Raw genomic sequence first — 14,387 nt, 5'->3', positions numbered from 1 at the left:
CTAACGCGACGCGACTGGCACAGAGGCTACCGGAACGTGCGACCGCGCGAATAGCGGTACAGATCGGGAACGCAAGAAGGCGCCCCTACTTTTCCTCTTCCATGGTCACGGCGACCGACGCCTTGGCAGAGAGCCGCACCTTGTTACCCTCGACATCGGCAACGAGACCCTTGTCGATGAAATGATGATGGCCCTTGTGGCTACCCTCACCGCTGTCCTTCTTGGTCAACTTGATGCGATTGCCTTCGACGCGATCGACCGTGCCGACGTGGACGCCGTCGGCGCCGATGACTTCCATATGCTCTGCGATGTTCTGCATGGTGGGTTCCTTTTCCGGCTCCCTCACAACGCCTGAGACGCCTTTCCGTTCGCTGATTACCAGACGTCGCGGACAATTCGAGTCCTTGCGATCTCTGTCGCAAAAACGCCCCGTGTCAGATCGATTGAGCCGAAAGTCTCATAAGTTGGCAGCCCGTGGTGGGATTACACTACGGTTCCCCGCCTCCCTGACAGACGGGCAGGCAGTGGTGGCTCGCGGCTCTAAGACCGCCGGAGCTCTTCTCAGGTGGCGCCAAACGCGCCTGAGGTCAGACGTTGCCGACGCAACTCTTTGAATTGGCGCCTGCAACGCCGCGCATCACGCTCTCCGCGAGAAGATCGACGCTGAATCAAGCGAGGAGGCGTTTTGAAACCATAGGAGGCGCACATGCAGGTACCGAGCGATTTTCGCCGCGTGATCATCGCTGCGTCGGTAGGAAACATCATCGAATGGTATGATTTCTATATCTTTGGCAGCCTGGCCGCAGTTCTATCGGTCAAGTTCTTTGAGCAGTCGCACCCCATCGCCGCCCTGCTCAGCACGATCGCGCTGTTCACGGCAGGATTTCTGATCCGTCCGGTGGGAGCATTCCTGTTCGGATGGATGGGTGACCGGGTCGGCCGCAAATATACGTTTCTCGTCACGCTCAGCGGAATGGGACTGGGCACGGGAGCGATCGGATTGATCCCAACCTACCAGTCGATCGGGCTGACGGCTGCGATCCTTCTCTTCGGCTTGCGCATGATCCAGGGGCTGTGCCTGGGCGGCGAATATGGTGGCGCCATCACCTATGTTGCCGAGCATGTGCCTGACGACAAGCGCGGCTACTACACCGGCTGGCTACAGACCTCTCCGACTCTCGGGATCGTGGTATCGCTGGCAGTCATCATCCTGACCCGAACCTATGCCGGCAATCAGGCCTTCGATGAATGGGCGTGGCGCATTCCGTTCCTGGTGTCCTTCCTGCTGGTGGCCATCGCGATTTATATTCGCCTCCAGCTCCAGGAGACGCCGATCTTCCAGGAGATCAAAGCCCGCGGACAGATGACGAGGAATCCGTGGAAGGAGGCCTTCCTCAGTTCGAACATCAAATACATCGGGATCGCCATCGTGGTCCTGATCGGACAGGGCGTGGTCTGGTACAGTGGTCAATTCTGGGCGCTATACTTTCTGCAGCAGGTCTCCAAGGTGGACCCGCTGACCTCGGCCTACATCGTGGGAGCAGCATTGCTCATTGCAACGCCGAGCCTGATTTTCTTTGGCTGGCTGTCGGATCAGATCGGCCGCAAGCCGGTGATCCTCGGAGGCATGCTGCTCGCCGCGATCACGTACTATCCGCTGTATCTGTGGCTGGGATCGGTCACGCAGCCCGGAAACATCAACTATCCGACCGCTATCTTCATCATCTTCATCCTCGTTTGCTACGTCGGGATGGTGTACGGCCCGGTCGGCGCATTTCTGGCAGAATTCTTCCCCGCCAGGATCAGGTACACATCGGTCTCCGTGCCGTACCACATCGGCAACGGCTGGGGTGGCGGATTGGTGCCGTTCATCACCTCGGCGGCATTCGCCGCGACCGGCAGCATCGGCTACGCACTGATCTACCCGATCGTGGTCCCCGCGGTATGCTTCGTGCTCGCTGTCTTCCTGATGCCGGAGACGCGCAAGATCAGCATCTGGCAACCGATCGAGCCCAGAGCCGCATTGTGATGGCTTGTGATGGGATGACCTGGTGCAGGACCGCGAGGCCCTGCACCGCACATTTCCTTCGGAATGCCGGAGCCAAATCCCCCCTCTCCGACCGTCATTGGATAGAGGTCGGCGAAGTTCGGCTAACCGCTCTTGTCAGCCGGCTGGATGATGCCAGCGATCGTGCCACCAGGCGGTGAAGTCACGATCGGTCATCAGTTCCCAGCCGCCGAGCAAGATCACCAATATGCCCGACAATACGCTGCTCACCGTGGCTGACGCTGACTCATAGCCAATGGTCCAAGGCGCCAGCACAAGAGCCAGACCCAGCAGCATTTCTCCCCACTCTTCCAGATATGACGGGATGACAAACGCTTCTACGGCAAAGAGCACGACGCCGAGCCCGAGCGCGATGGTGATCCAGACAGCCGCTCCGGACAAGCCCAGGATGAAGGACGACAGGACCAGCCATACGCCGACCAACAGGCTGGCAGCATCTTGCCAATGTTGGATGCGCATAATGCTCACCTCCCCTCTTCCAATTAGATGGGGCGCACCGATGAAAATGCATCCATCCAACCTGCGTTATGTTGCCGCTGCGCTGATCCGGGGCGCCAATCCTGACACGTATGTCGCTGGAAAGGGCCCCAGCAACCGCCTTGCGTCAGGACGCAGGACGTTCCGCTGCCGCTAGATCAGCGATGTCCGCGACGAGGCGTGGTGATTGACGATCTTCCAACCGCCGTCCTCGCGGACGATCACCCAGCTCATCTTGACGATGAGATCGTCCCGCTCGCCCGCGAGATCGAACGTGATGGTCGCGGCCATGTTGATCAGATCAGGGCCGGCCTGCGCTGCGTTCACATCGGAAAACACAGCGCTTGGCTTGCGCCAGCGCGGCAGGCCGTTGAAATAATCGGCAACGCCGTCCCTGCCCCGATAGAGTCTTGGGTTGGAGCCGAAGAAGAACGCGCTCTTCGAATAGAGCGATGACAGCGCGGCCGCATCGAGAGTCGCGAAGCCGGCGCACCATTTCGCGATGATGGCGGAAACGATGGCGTCGGCTTCGCTGCTCATGTGCGCCTCAACCTTTCGCGACTTCCTTCGCGAACGTGTCGCGCAGGCCGATGGTGCGTGAGAAAACCGGCTTGCCGGGCGTCGAGTCCTTGTCGCGCACGAAATAGCCCTGGCGCTCGAACTGCATCGGCTCGGTCGAATTGCTCTGTGCGACCGATGCCTCGATCCGCGCGTCCGCGAGGATCTCCAGCGACTGCGGATTGAGATCCGCTGCGAAATTCGAGGCGTCCGGGCTCGGATTGGCGAACAGCTGGTTGTAGATGCGGATCTCCGCGGGCACCGAATTCGCCGCCGGCAGCCAGTGCATCGTCGCCTTGACCTTGCGGCCGTCGGGCGCGTTGCCGCCCTTGGTCGCGGGATCGTAGGTGCAGCGCAGCTCCACCACCTCGCCCTTATCGTTCTTGATCACGCCCGTGCACTTGACGAAATAGGCGTAGCGCAGCCGCACCTCGTTGCCCGGCGACAGGCGGAAGAACTTCTTCGGCGGATTCTCCATGAAGTCGTCCTGCTCGATATAGAGCTCGCGGCCGAACGTGATTTTCCGCGTGCCCGCCGAGGGATCGTCCGGATGGTTGATCGCCTCGAGCTCCTCGGTCTGCCCTTCCGGATAGTTCTCGATCACCACCTTGAGCGGGCGCAGCACGCCCATGCGTCGCTGCGACGTGCGGTTCAGCTCCTCGCGGATGCAGAACTCGAGCATGCCGACGTCGACCACGCTGTTGGCCTTGGCAACGCCGATGCGCTTGACGAATTCACGCAGCGCGGCCGGCGGCACGCCGCGGCGGCGCATCCCCGCCATGGTCGGCATGCGCGGATCGTCCCAGCCTGCGACATGGCCGTCGCGGACGAGCTGGGTCAGCACGCGCTTGGACAGCAGCGTATAGGTCAGGTTGAGCCGCGCGAATTCATACTGGTGCGGCTGCGACGGCACCGGCAGTTTTTCGATGAACCAGTCGTAGAGCGGCCGGTGGTCCTCGAACTCCAGCGTGCAGATCGAATGCGTGATGCCTTCAATGGCGTCCGACTGGCCGTGGGCGTAATCGTAGCTCGGATAGATGTGCCACTTGGTGCCGGTGCGCGGATGATGCGCATGCAGGATACGGTACAGCACCGGATCGCGCAGATTGATGTTGCCCGCGGCCATGTCGATCTTGGCCCGCAGCACCCGCGTGCCGTTCGGGAATTCACCGGCCTTCATGCGGCGGAACAGGTCGAGGTTTTCGTCCACACTGCGGTCGCGGAACGGCGAATTCTTGCCGGGCTCGGTCAGCGTGCCGCGCGCGAGGCGGATCTCCTCCTGGGTCTGGTCGTCGACATAGGCGAGCCCGTCGCGGATCAGCTGCTCCGCCCATTCGTACAGGCGCTCGAAATAGTCCGAGGCAAAGAACAGGTTCTTGCCCCAGTCGAAGCCGAGCCAGCGCACGTCGGCCTGGATGGAATCGATATATTCCTGCTCTTCCTTGACCGGGTTGGTGTCGTCGAAACGCAGATGGCAGCGGCCCGGAAACTCCTGGGCGATGCCGAAATTGAGCGCGATCGACTTGGCATGGCCGATATGCAAATAGCCGTTCGGCTCCGGCGGGAACCGGGTCACGATCTCCCTGTATTTGCCCTGATCGAGGTCGGCCTGGATGATGTCACGAATGAAATCGCGCCCAACCTCAGCTGCCACCGGTTCTGTCATTACGAAGATCCTGTCGGGAAATCAGCGGTTCTTCTGCCAAATTCGGGAGGCTGAGCCAAGAGCTTAAGCAAGGCACCAAGCAGGGCCTGGCAGGTCCGCCAGCGGGCTTTGTTTATGTCCCGTTCCTGCTATACACCACCGCCTCCAAAGCATAGGCCCTGCCAAGAATGACCGATTCCGTCGTCACGCGCTTCGCTCCCTCGCCGACCGGCTTCCTCCACATCGGGGGTGCCCGCACCGCGCTGTTCAACTGGCTGTACGCGAAGAAGCACGGCGGCAAGATGCTGCTCCGGATCGAGGACACCGACAGGGAGCGTTCCACGGAGGCTGCGATCGGCGCCATTCTCGACGGTCTGAAATGGCTGGAGCTCGGCTGGGACGGCGAGGTCATCTACCAGTTCAGCCGCGCCGCGCGCCACCGCGAGGTCGCCGAGCAGCTGCTCGCCGACGGCAAGGCCTATCGCTGCTACGCCACCGCCGAGGAACTCGCCGCCATGCGCGAGAAGGCGCGCGCGGAAGGGCGCACCCGCCTCTATGACGGGATGTGGCGCGACCGCGATCCCGCGACAGCCCCGTCCGACGTCAAGCCGACGATCCGCCTGCGCGCGCCGCAGACCGGCGAGACCGTGATCGAGGACCAGGTCCAGGGCCGCGTCGTCTGGCAGAACGAGAACCTCGACGACCTCGTGCTTTTGCGCGGCGATGGCAACCCGACCTACATGCTCGCTGTGGTGGTCGACGACCACGACATGGGCGTCACCCATGTGATCCGCGGCGACGATCATCTGATCAACGCCGCGCGCCAGAAGCAGATCTACGATGCGATGGGATGGGCTCTGCCGAGCATGTCCCACATTCCGCTGATCCACGGCCCGGACGGCTCGAAGCTCTCCAAGCGCCACGGCGCGCTCGGCGTCGATGCCTACCGCGCCATGGGATATTTGCCGGCCGCGCTACGCAATTACCTCGTCCGGCTCGGCTGGAGCCATGGCGACCAGGAGATCTTCTCGACCGAGGAGATGATCGCGGCGTTCGACCTCGCCAGCGTCGGCCGTGCCGCCGCCCGCTTCGATTTCGCCAAGCTGGAAAACCTCAACGGCCACTACATCCGCCACGCCGACGATCAATCACTCGTGAAGATGTTCGAGGACGTGCTCGACCATCTCGTGCCCGCACGCGACGAGCTCAAGGCCAAGTTAAACGACACTACGCGCGCCCAGCTTCTCAAGGCCATGCCGGCCCTGAAGGAGCGCGCCAAGACGCTGATCGAGCTGATCGACAGCGCTTATTTCATCTTCGCCGACCGGCCGCTGGAGCTCGATCCCAAGGCGCAAGCGCTGCTGACGCCAGAGAACCGCAAGCTGATCGGCCAGCTTCATTCCGCGCTGGAGAAAGTCGAGACGTGGAGCGGCGCCACCACCGAAGCTGCGCTGCGCGCTTTTGCCGAGGAAAATAGTCTCAAGCTCGGCGCGGTCGCCCAACCCTTGCGGGCCGCGCTGACCGGACGGACGACGTCGCCTGGTATATTTGAGGTTTTGGACGTCCTGGGACGCCAGGAAAGCCTCGGCCGGCTTAAAGATCAGTCTACGACGTAAGTCGAGCATGCGTGCGGCGATCTTGCAGCGCACACAGCAATAATATACCCATCTCCCCCGTACCTTCTGGAACATCCGGCCTGCCCCATCATCTCGCAAAGGGGGCCTCCGGCTCCGGCCCGCTTCACATTTCATCGGGGACCTACGATGGACGCAAAACCGAGCAATAAGACCGCTACGCTGACGGTCGGAAACAAGAACTACGATCTCCCGATCCACAGCGGCAGCGTCGGGCCTGATGTCATCGATATCGGCAAGCTCTACGGTCAGTCCGGCCTGTTCACCTACGATCCCGGCTTCACCTCCACCGCGAGCTGCCAGTCCAAGATCACCTATATCGACGGCGACGCGGGCGTGCTGGAATACCGCGGCTACCCGATCGAGCAGCTCGCCGAGAACGGTGACTTCCTCGAGACCTGCTATCTCCTGCTGTTTGGGGATCTGCCGACCGCCGCGCAGAAAAAGGATTTCGACGACCGCGTGACCCATCACACGATGGTGCACGAGCAGATGGCCCGTTTCTTCCAAGGCTTCCGTCGCGACGCCCATCCAATGGCGATCATGGTGGCTGCGGTCGGCGCGCTCGCCGCGTTCTATCACGACTCCACCGACATCAACGATCCGAAGCAGCGCATGATCGCTTCCATGCGCATGATCGCCAAGATCCCGACCCTGGCGGCGATGGCCTACAAGTACACGGTCGGCCAGCCCTTCGTGTACCCGAAGAACTCGCTCAAGTTCGCCGAGAACTTCCTGCACATGTGCTTCGCCGTGCCGTGCGAGGACTACAAGATCAACCCAGTGCTGGCTGACGCGCTGGACAAGATCTTCATCCTGCACGCCGACCACGAGCAGAACGCCTCGACCTCGACGGTGCGCATCGCCGGCTCGTCCGGCGCCAACCCGTTCGCCTGCATCGCCGCCGGCATCGCGTGCCTGTGGGGGCCGGCGCATGGCGGCGCCAACGAAGCAGCCCTCGCGATGCTCGCCGAGATCGGCTCCGTGGACAAGATTCCCGAATTCATCGCCAAGGTGAAGGACAAGAACTCCGAAGTGCGCCTGATGGGCTTCGGTCATCGCGTCTACAAGAACTACGATCCGCGCGCCAAGATCATGCAGAAGATGTGTCACGCCGTGCTCAAGGAGACCGGCCATGGCGACGATCCGATGCTGAAGGTGGCGCTCGAGCTCGAGAAGATCGCGCTCAGCGACCAGTACTTCATCGACCGCAAGCTCTACCCGAACGTCGACTTCTATTCGGGCATCACACTGAAGGCGATGGGCTTCCCGGTCTCGATGTTCACCGTGCTGTTCGCGGTCGCCCGCACCGTGGGCTGGATCAGCCAGTGGAGCGAGATGATCGAGGACCCGCAGCAGAAGATCGGCCGCCCGCGCCAGCTCTACACCGGCGTCACCCGCCGCGACTACGTCGCGATCAAGGATCGCAAGTAAGCTCCAAGCCGATACGGCTTTCGAAGCGGCGCCATCGCAGGATGGCGCCGTTTTTGTTTTGGGGCGGTGCCGTAGGTGGGCAAAGCGCAACAGATACGAAGTCGTGGGCACGCTTCGCATTGCCCACCCTACGAGACCAATCGGGCCGTGACACTCTTGCTGCCGCGCACAACAACAAGTCCACGCTTACGGCTGCAAACGCCTTGACAGTCAGAGCGCTCCGCGCGCAAATTCTTACACTAAGTAAGAATGACGACAGGGATGGAAATGCCGGAGCAGCCGAGAAGTCGGCGGCAGACGCGCGCTGCCATTTTGACCCATCTGCTCCAGTCGGGCGGCTCGTTTCGCCCGCCGCTGGCCAAGGCCGTGCGCCTGTCCGAAGCGAGCCTGTCGCGCATCCTGCTTGACCTGAAAGCCGAAGGCCTGATCGAGGAAGTACGGCGCCCTGCCCCTTACGTCGGCGGCCCGACTGGCCTCGTGTCGCTGGATGGAGCGGTCGCCCTCGCAGCCTTCGAGCTGACCGCTCAGCACCTCAGCGTCGGCGTCGGCGGCCTGTCGGGCGAGCTGCACTACACCGAGCGCGTACCGCTGCCGAAGACGCCGACCGTCGAGACCGTCGGCCGGGTCTTTCGCGAAGCGATGACATTGTTGCGCGACTGGACGCGGCGCCGCCACGTCGTCCTTTCGCAGGTCGGCGTCTCCATTCCGGGCCTCGGCCGGCTCAGCGCCGCGGGTAATCCCATCATTCCCTGTGACGTCGGGCGCATCAGCGACATGTTCGGCGAGACGTTCGCCGACGTGCCCGTCGAATTCACCAATTCGGTCGTGGCGCACGCCACATTCCATCGCTGTCGCACGGAAAACTATCCGTTCAATGACACGCACCTGTTCGTGTTTGTCAGCCATGGCGTTGCGGGCGCCTGGATGGATGATCCCGCCGAGACCGACGCGCTCCAGCCGATCGAGCTCGGTCACATGGTGTTTGGCGAAGGCGGACCGCGCTGTCGCTGCGGCCACCTCGGCTGTGTCGAGGCTTATACCTCGCTTCCGGCGCTGGCCGAGCTTCTCGGCGTGCCCGAGCCGGAGTTGCTCCAGCTCGGCAGCGATTGGGTGACTGCGATCCCGATCTCCTCGCGCGTGCGCCAGGAGCTGCGGCATCGCCTGTATCGCCTTGGGCTCGCGATCGGCAACACGCTGAACGTCAAGCCCTGCCACGGCGTCGCCATCTCCGGCTGGCCTTCGCTCCTTGCGGAAGGCGATCGGAAAGCGCTGGTCGAGGGCGTCGATGCCTGCCTGCTCGGCGGCCGCAAGCATGCGCAGGTGTCGCTGGCTTTCGTGCCGCCGTCGAACGGCAATGATCCCAGGGCCGCGCTGTCCTTCGCCGCGTTCTGCCTCGCCTGCCGCGGCGGCATGCCGGCCGCGTCGACGGAGGCCGCCTGAGATGGCCTGAAGCTGCGCGGCTCGCGCGCAAGAGAGTTCACACCGGGAGGAACTGCCATGCCGATCACGACAACAAGGCGCCGTCTGCTCGCTGGATCCGCTGCCGCGCTCGCACTGCCCGCCTTTGCCCGCGCGCAAGGCGCGGTCAAGCCGCGCCTGACCGCGATCTCACAATGGTCCGCGGGCAGCGACGGGGCGGCCATCACCGCGCTCGGCAAGAAGTTCGAGGAGAAAGGCGGCGTCTGGCAGCACTCGCCCGTCCCCGGTTTCACCACCGAGATGATGAACAAGCTGCGCGCTCAGATCATGGCCGGCGATCCGCCGGCCTGCTCGCAGCTCAAGGGTCCCGAGATCGCAGCCTGGTCGAAGATTGCCCCGACTGTCGATCTCGACGCCGTGGTCGCGGCCGCCGGCTATGAGAAAGTTGTCGCGCCGGACCTTGCGAAATTGCACAAGCCGGGCGGCAAATGGATCGCACTGCCGTTGCAGATCTACAGCACCAACATGCTGTTTCTCTCCAAACGCGCGATGGACAAGGCCAAGGCCGACAAGGTCCCCGTCACCTGGGCTGACTTCAACGACCTCGCCGACAAGATGAAAGGGGGCGGCGTCCCCTATCCCGTCGCCAACGGCGGCACCCGCCCCGACGACGGGCAAAAATTCGAGGCCGCCCTGGCCGGCATTAGTCCCCTCGCATACCGCGCCGCCATCATGAATCTCGAGAAGAAAGCCCTGGAGGGCCCCGAGATCAAGGCTGCGTTCGCGCAGGTGCGAAAGATCGCCGACTGGATGGACCCCAATGTCGGCGCCCAGCACTTCTCGACCAACCTCAAGCGCTTTATCGACGGCGACATGGGCATGATGATCATGGGCGGCTGGGCGCAGGGCGTGTTGCGCAATGCCGGCTTCAAGTTCGAGGACTTCATGATCGCGCCAGGTCCGAGCGACAATAGCAAGCCGGTGTTCCTGTTGAACGCCGATGCCTTCATCTTCTGGCAGCGCAAGGAGCCCGACCTGCAGGCCGGCCAGACCCTGATGGCCCAGCTCGTCATGGATCCGGCGATCCAGACCATGTATTCGCAGATCACGGGATCGATCCCCGTGCGCACCGACGTCGATTTGTCCGGCGAAGGCTGGTCGGACGGTCAACGGCGGACCGCGGCAGCCCTGAAGGACGCCATCGCCAGCAACCAGGCGGTCCTGAGCCTTGCGCACAACATGGCGCAGGAGAACGGGATGACCGCGGCGATGATCGACGTGATCACGGAGTACGTGAAGAACAAGACGATCAAGCCCGAGCAGGCGGCCACCCGCCTCGCCGAGGCCGTCGAGGGCGCGCGTTGACCAATGCCGCCGCGATAAGACCGGGCCGGCCGGCGCTTCCCGAATGGGTGCGCCGGCTGCCCGAATATCTGATGATCTGGGTGCCGCTGCTGCTGTCCGCCGCGCACCTCGTCTCGTTCTCGCTGTGGACGATCTGGATCTCGTTCACGCCATCGACGCTGATCCCCGTCTCGGGCTGGGTGGGGCTGCGCAACTACTCGGCGGTCGCGGCGTCGCGGAATTGGCAGATCGCCTTCGACAATCTGCTGCTTTTTGGCAGCGCTTTCGTGCTGCTGAGCTTGGTGACCGGCCTCGCTCTTGCGATCCTGCTGGATCAGCGCATTCGCGGCGAGAACCTGCTGCGATCCATCTTCCTCTATCCCCTTGCGGTGTCGTTCGTGGTCACCGGCACGGTCTGGAGCTGGCTGCTCAATCCTGGCCTTGGAATCCAGAAGCTCGTCCACGACCTCGGCTGGACCTCCTTCAAGTTCGACTGGCTGATCGACCGCGACATGGCGATCTGGACCATCGTGATCGCCGCGATCTGGCAATCCTCGGGCTTCGCCATGGCGCTGTTCCTTGCCGGCCTTCGCTCCGTCGACACCGACATCATCAAGGCCGCGCAGATCGACGGCGCGGGACCGATCCGAATTTACCGGCGCATCATTCTGCCGTCGCTTTGGCCGATCACCATCACCGTCGTCGTGATCCAGTTGCAGTTCGCGATTTCGACGTTCGACCTCGTCCGCGCGCTCACCAATGGCGGGCCGGGAATCGCGACCCAGCTGCCGGCACTCGTCGTCTACGACCTGATGTTCCAGCGCAGCCTGCTCGGCCGGGGCGCGGCGGCGGCGGTTCTCATGCTGCTCATTCTTCTCGCGGTGCTGCTGCCGTATGCGGCGTGGCGATATGTTCAGCGACGGCGGGCCGCCCATGCGTGAGCGGACCTTCGCACCAAGCCGGATCTTGATCTACCTCATCGTCCTGCTGATCGCTGCGGCATGGCTCGCGCCATTGGCTGTTGTAGTGCTGAACTCGCTCCGCAGCAACGAGGAAATCGCGCAGGGCTCGATGATCGGCTGGCCGCAGCACTGGGCCTGGAGCAACTACCTGGCTGCCTGGAGCGGCTTCTGCGTCGCCGAGACCTGCGCCGGCATCCGGCCGTACATGCTGAACTCCGCCCTCGTCACGATTCCTGCGACGATCTTCTCGACCATGCTCGGTGCCGTCGCCGGCTACGCCGTGTCGCTCTGGCGTTTTCGCGGCGACACCTGGATCTACGGCATCGTGACCCTCGGCCTGTTCCTTCCCCAGCAGATGCGCCTGCTGCCCTGGACCATCGTGCTGCGCGACATCGGTCTCATCAACACGCTGGCGGGCCTCGTGCTGATTCACACGATCCAGGGGCTCTCCTTCACCACGCTGTTCTGCCGCAATTATTATGTCGCCATCCCCCATGAATTGATCAGGGCCGCGCGCATCGACGGCGCCGGGTTCTTCCGCATCTTCTGGCGCATCATCCTGCCGCTCTCGCCGCCGATCCTGATCGTCACCGTAATCTGGCAGTTCACGCATATCTGGAACGAGTTCCTCTATGGCGTGACGTTCACGAGCGGCCAGCAGCAGCCTGTCACCGCCGCTCTCATCGCGCTGTCCGCTGCAGTCGCAGACATCCCGCAGCACGGCGTGCAGAGCGCCGCGGTGATCATCGCGGCGCTCCCGACGCTGTTGATCTATCTCCTCGGCGGCAAATACTTCGTCCGCGGCCTGACTGCCGGGGCCGTGAAATGATGGAGTTGTCATGGCAGCACTGAGCATTCGAACCCTGTCGAAGCGCTACGCCAATCTGGAGGTGCTGAAGGGCGTCGATCTCGACATCGAAAGCGGCGAGTTCACGGTGCTGGTCGGGCCATCCGGCTGCGGCAAGTCTACGCTGCTCAACATCGTCGCCGGGCTCGATCATCCGAGCGCAGGGACCGTCGAGATCGGCGGACGCGTGGTCAATGACGTCCCGCCCAAGGATCGGGACATCGCCATGGTGTTCCAGTCCTATGCGCTCTACCCGTCGATGACGGTACGCCAGAACATCACCTTCGGCATGGAATGCCGTCACGTACCCAAAGCGGAGCAAGACGCTGCGGTCGCGAATGTCGCGAAACTGCTCCAGATCGAGGCACTGCTCGGCCGCAAGCCATCGCAGCTCTCCGGCGGCCAGCGTCAGCGGGTGGCGATGGGCCGTGCGCTGGTGCGCGATCCCCTGCTCTTCCTGTTCGACGAGCCGCTGTCCAATCTCGACGCAAAACTGCGCGTCGAGATGCGGATGGAGATCAAGCGGCTGCACCAGCGCATCGGCGCGACCATCATCTACGTCACCCACGACCAGATCGAGGCGATGACGATGGCGACCCGGATCGCCGTGATGCATCGCGGCGTGGTGCAGCAGTTTGCCGATCCCGATACCGTGTACCGCTATCCCGCCAATCTGTTCGTCGCACGCTTCATGGGCTCGCCGCCGATGAACACCATGCCGGCGCGGCTCGAGGCTGACGCCGGTGGTCCTGTGGTCGTGATTGGCGCGGGGCGGCCGGACGAAGTTCGCCTTCGTCTGCAGGGATACGATGCCGCAGCACCTTATCTCGGCCGCGAGGTGGTGTTCGGGATCAGGCCGGAATGCATCGCGGAGGGCAACCGCGTGTTCTCCGGCGGTGCACCCATCGTCGTCCACGCGCCGGTGGAGATGGTCGAGCCCACCGGCGCCGAAACCATCGTGCTGCTGCGGCTCGGCGGCGAGTCCGCGCTGGCGCGCATCACGCCGGACATACGCCCCCCGCCGGGGACGGCGGCCCCCTTTGCGCTCGATACGCGCCGCATTTGCCTGTTCGACCCCGAGACGGAGCGACTGATCGCATGACAAAGACGAGCTATGCCGGACTTGCGGACCGCGTCGTACTGATCACCGGCGGCGCCAGCGGCATCGGGGCCGCCTTCGTGCGCGCCTTCGTGGCGCAGGGGGCGCGCGTTGCGTTCCTCGATGTGGATGAAGAAGCCGGCGGGGCGCTGGTCGCGGAGGTGAGCGCTGCGTCCGAAACCGCGCCCTTGTTCTTGCCATGCGACCTCCTGGACATCGAGGCCTTGCGCGCCGGCATGGCACAGGTGCAGCGATCGCTCGGGGATGCCGCAGTGCTCGTCAACAACGCCGCTAATGATCAACGCCAGGTGCTGGCCGAAGTGACGCCGGCAGAGTTCGACTGGATGATCGGCGTTAATCTCAAGCACGTCTTCTTTGCCGCGCAAGCGGTGGTGCCGCAGATGCAGGCGCGCGGCGGCGGCTCGATCATCAACATGTCCTCGATCGCCTGGATGCGCGGGGCGCCGGGGCTGCCGGTCTACGCCGGGGCAAAGGCGGCGATCGTCGGTTTCACCAACTCGCTCGCCCGGCTGGTCGGCCCCGACCGCATCCGCGTCAATGCGATTGCACCGGGCATGGTGATCACCGAGCGCCAGCGCCGGCTGTGGTATCCGGACGAGCAGGTCATCGTCGAGATGCGCTCGCGGCAGGCCGTACCAGACGCAGTGACGCCCGAGGACGTCGCCAATATGGCGCTGTTCCTCGCCTCCGACGAAAGCCAGCGCATCACCAGCCAGTGTTTTCGGGTGGATGCAGGACTTGCGTAGAACTTGATCCGGCCACAATGGCGCAACGTTCACGGTCTCGTAGCAACCATTAAGAGCTAGGCTTCTTTTTCGATCCATGGCGTGCCGCGCTGTACGACAGTATTGGCGTAAATGAGGAGCTTCCTGGCGCAGG

13 protein-coding genes are annotated in these 14,387 nt (G+C 63.3%); 9 read left to right on the top strand and 4 right to left on the bottom strand.

Annotated elements, in window-relative coordinates; genetic code table 11:
- Positions 1-85: 85 nt before the first annotated feature.
- The gene (locus tag GGD61_RS11790; RefSeq protein WP_024341296.1) at positions 86-319 is read right to left on the bottom strand and encodes a DUF2171 domain-containing protein; all 234 of its coding nucleotides are present in this window, start codon (positions 317-319) and stop codon (positions 86-88) included.
- A gap of 387 nt (positions 320-706) precedes the next feature.
- On the opposite strand from GGD61_RS11790, the gene GGD61_RS11785 reads away from it, so the two are divergent.
- Positions 707-2,029, top strand: a complete 1,323-nt coding sequence (locus GGD61_RS11785) for an MFS transporter (RefSeq protein WP_018320231.1) — start codon at positions 707-709, stop codon at positions 2,027-2,029.
- A gap of 135 nt (positions 2,030-2,164) precedes the next feature.
- Here the strand turns inward: GGD61_RS11785 and GGD61_RS11780 are convergent, their stop codons facing one another.
- The 3 genes from GGD61_RS11780 to GGD61_RS11770 all read right to left on the bottom strand — a co-directional run bounded on the left by GGD61_RS11780 (position 2,165) and on the right by GGD61_RS11770 (position 4,769).
- Entirely contained in the window at positions 2,165-2,527 is a 363-nt protein-coding gene (locus GGD61_RS11780) for an SPW repeat protein (RefSeq protein ID WP_018320230.1), read from the bottom strand.
- 171 nt (positions 2,528-2,698) lie between these two features.
- Positions 2,699-3,085 carry a nuclear transport factor 2 family protein gene (locus GGD61_RS11775; RefSeq protein WP_092257165.1) on the bottom strand — a complete coding sequence of 129 codons (387 nt, stop codon included), beginning with the start codon at positions 3,083-3,085 and terminating at the stop codon, positions 2,699-2,701.
- Positions 3,086-3,092: 7 nt separating this feature from the next.
- Positions 3,093-4,769, bottom strand: coding sequence for a glutamine--tRNA ligase/YqeY domain fusion protein (locus GGD61_RS11770; RefSeq protein WP_092257167.1), 1,677 nt, complete (start codon positions 4,767-4,769; stop codon positions 3,093-3,095).
- A gap of 167 nt (positions 4,770-4,936) precedes the next feature.
- On the opposite strand from GGD61_RS11770, the gene gltX reads away from it, so the two are divergent.
- From gltX to GGD61_RS11730, 8 genes are all read left to right on the top strand, one after another.
- Positions 4,937-6,364, top strand: coding sequence for a glutamate--tRNA ligase (gene gltX / locus GGD61_RS11765; RefSeq protein ID WP_092257170.1), 1,428 nt, complete (start codon positions 4,937-4,939; stop codon positions 6,362-6,364).
- A 147-nt stretch (positions 6,365-6,511) separates the two neighbouring features.
- A complete protein-coding gene (gene gltA, locus GGD61_RS11760; RefSeq protein ID WP_018320224.1) occupies positions 6,512-7,816 on the top strand; it encodes a citrate synthase in 1,305 nt (434 codons plus the stop codon).
- Between the two features lie 261 nt (positions 7,817-8,077).
- Positions 8,078-9,256, top strand: a complete 1,179-nt coding sequence (locus tag GGD61_RS11755; protein ID WP_177237159.1) for an ROK family transcriptional regulator — start codon at positions 8,078-8,080, stop codon at positions 9,254-9,256.
- 57 nt (positions 9,257-9,313) lie between these two features.
- The gene (locus GGD61_RS11750) at positions 9,314-10,600 is read left to right on the top strand and encodes an ABC transporter substrate-binding protein (RefSeq protein ID WP_183230736.1); all 1,287 of its coding nucleotides are present in this window, start codon (positions 9,314-9,316) and stop codon (positions 10,598-10,600) included.
- A gap of 71 nt (positions 10,601-10,671) precedes the next feature.
- Positions 10,672-11,520, top strand: coding sequence for a carbohydrate ABC transporter permease (locus tag GGD61_RS11745; protein ID WP_085964149.1), 849 nt, complete (start codon positions 10,672-10,674; stop codon positions 11,518-11,520).
- Positions 11,513-12,370, top strand: coding sequence for a carbohydrate ABC transporter permease (locus GGD61_RS11740; protein WP_177237139.1), 858 nt, complete (start codon positions 11,513-11,515; stop codon positions 12,368-12,370). The genes GGD61_RS11745 and GGD61_RS11740 overlap by 8 nt, the downstream gene beginning before the upstream one ends.
- A 10-nt stretch (positions 12,371-12,380) precedes the next feature.
- The gene (locus GGD61_RS11735; RefSeq protein ID WP_018320219.1) at positions 12,381-13,490 is read left to right on the top strand and encodes an ABC transporter ATP-binding protein; all 1,110 of its coding nucleotides are present in this window, start codon (positions 12,381-12,383) and stop codon (positions 13,488-13,490) included.
- Positions 13,487-14,254: an SDR family NAD(P)-dependent oxidoreductase gene (locus tag GGD61_RS11730; RefSeq protein ID WP_092257182.1), complete on the top strand. Its 768-nt coding sequence runs from the start codon at positions 13,487-13,489 to the stop codon at positions 14,252-14,254. The genes GGD61_RS11735 and GGD61_RS11730 overlap by 4 nt, the downstream gene beginning before the upstream one ends.
- The last annotated feature ends 133 nt before the right edge of the window (positions 14,255-14,387 follow it).

Source organism: Bradyrhizobium sp. SBR1B (assembly GCF_014198205.1).
Classification (GTDB): domain Bacteria; phylum Pseudomonadota; class Alphaproteobacteria; order Rhizobiales; family Xanthobacteraceae; genus Bradyrhizobium.
Note: the sequence above shows the minus strand (reverse complement) of the source record. Positions and strands in the feature narration are given on the sequence as shown.

Bases quoted from the DNA above. Each gene is read 5' to 3' on its own strand.
- GGD61_RS11790 (WP_024341296.1), bottom strand. From the start codon at position 319: ATGCAGAACATCGCAGAGCATATGGAAGTCATCGGCGCCGACGGCGTC.
- GGD61_RS11785 (WP_018320231.1), top strand. From the start codon at position 707: ATGCAGGTACCGAGCGATTTTCGCCGCGTGATCATCGCTGCGTCGGTA.
- GGD61_RS11780 (WP_018320230.1), bottom strand. From the start codon at position 2,527: ATGCGCATCCAACATTGGCAAGATGCTGCCAGCCTGTTGGTCGGCGTA.
- GGD61_RS11775 (WP_092257165.1), bottom strand. From the start codon at position 3,085: ATGAGCAGCGAAGCCGACGCCATCGTTTCCGCCATCATCGCGAAATGG.
- GGD61_RS11770 (WP_092257167.1), bottom strand. From the start codon at position 4,769: ATGACAGAACCGGTGGCAGCTGAGGTTGGGCGCGATTTCATTCGTGAC.
- gltX (WP_092257170.1), top strand. From the start codon at position 4,937: ATGACCGATTCCGTCGTCACGCGCTTCGCTCCCTCGCCGACCGGCTTC.
- gltA (WP_018320224.1), top strand. From the start codon at position 6,512: ATGGACGCAAAACCGAGCAATAAGACCGCTACGCTGACGGTCGGAAAC.
- GGD61_RS11755 (WP_177237159.1), top strand. From the start codon at position 8,078: ATGGAAATGCCGGAGCAGCCGAGAAGTCGGCGGCAGACGCGCGCTGCC.
- GGD61_RS11750 (WP_183230736.1), top strand. From the start codon at position 9,314: ATGCCGATCACGACAACAAGGCGCCGTCTGCTCGCTGGATCCGCTGCC.
- GGD61_RS11745 (WP_085964149.1), top strand. From the start codon at position 10,672: ATGATCTGGGTGCCGCTGCTGCTGTCCGCCGCGCACCTCGTCTCGTTC.
- GGD61_RS11740 (WP_177237139.1), top strand. From the start codon at position 11,513: ATGCGTGAGCGGACCTTCGCACCAAGCCGGATCTTGATCTACCTCATC.
- GGD61_RS11735 (WP_018320219.1), top strand. From the start codon at position 12,381: ATGGCAGCACTGAGCATTCGAACCCTGTCGAAGCGCTACGCCAATCTG.
- GGD61_RS11730 (WP_092257182.1), top strand. From the start codon at position 13,487: ATGACAAAGACGAGCTATGCCGGACTTGCGGACCGCGTCGTACTGATC.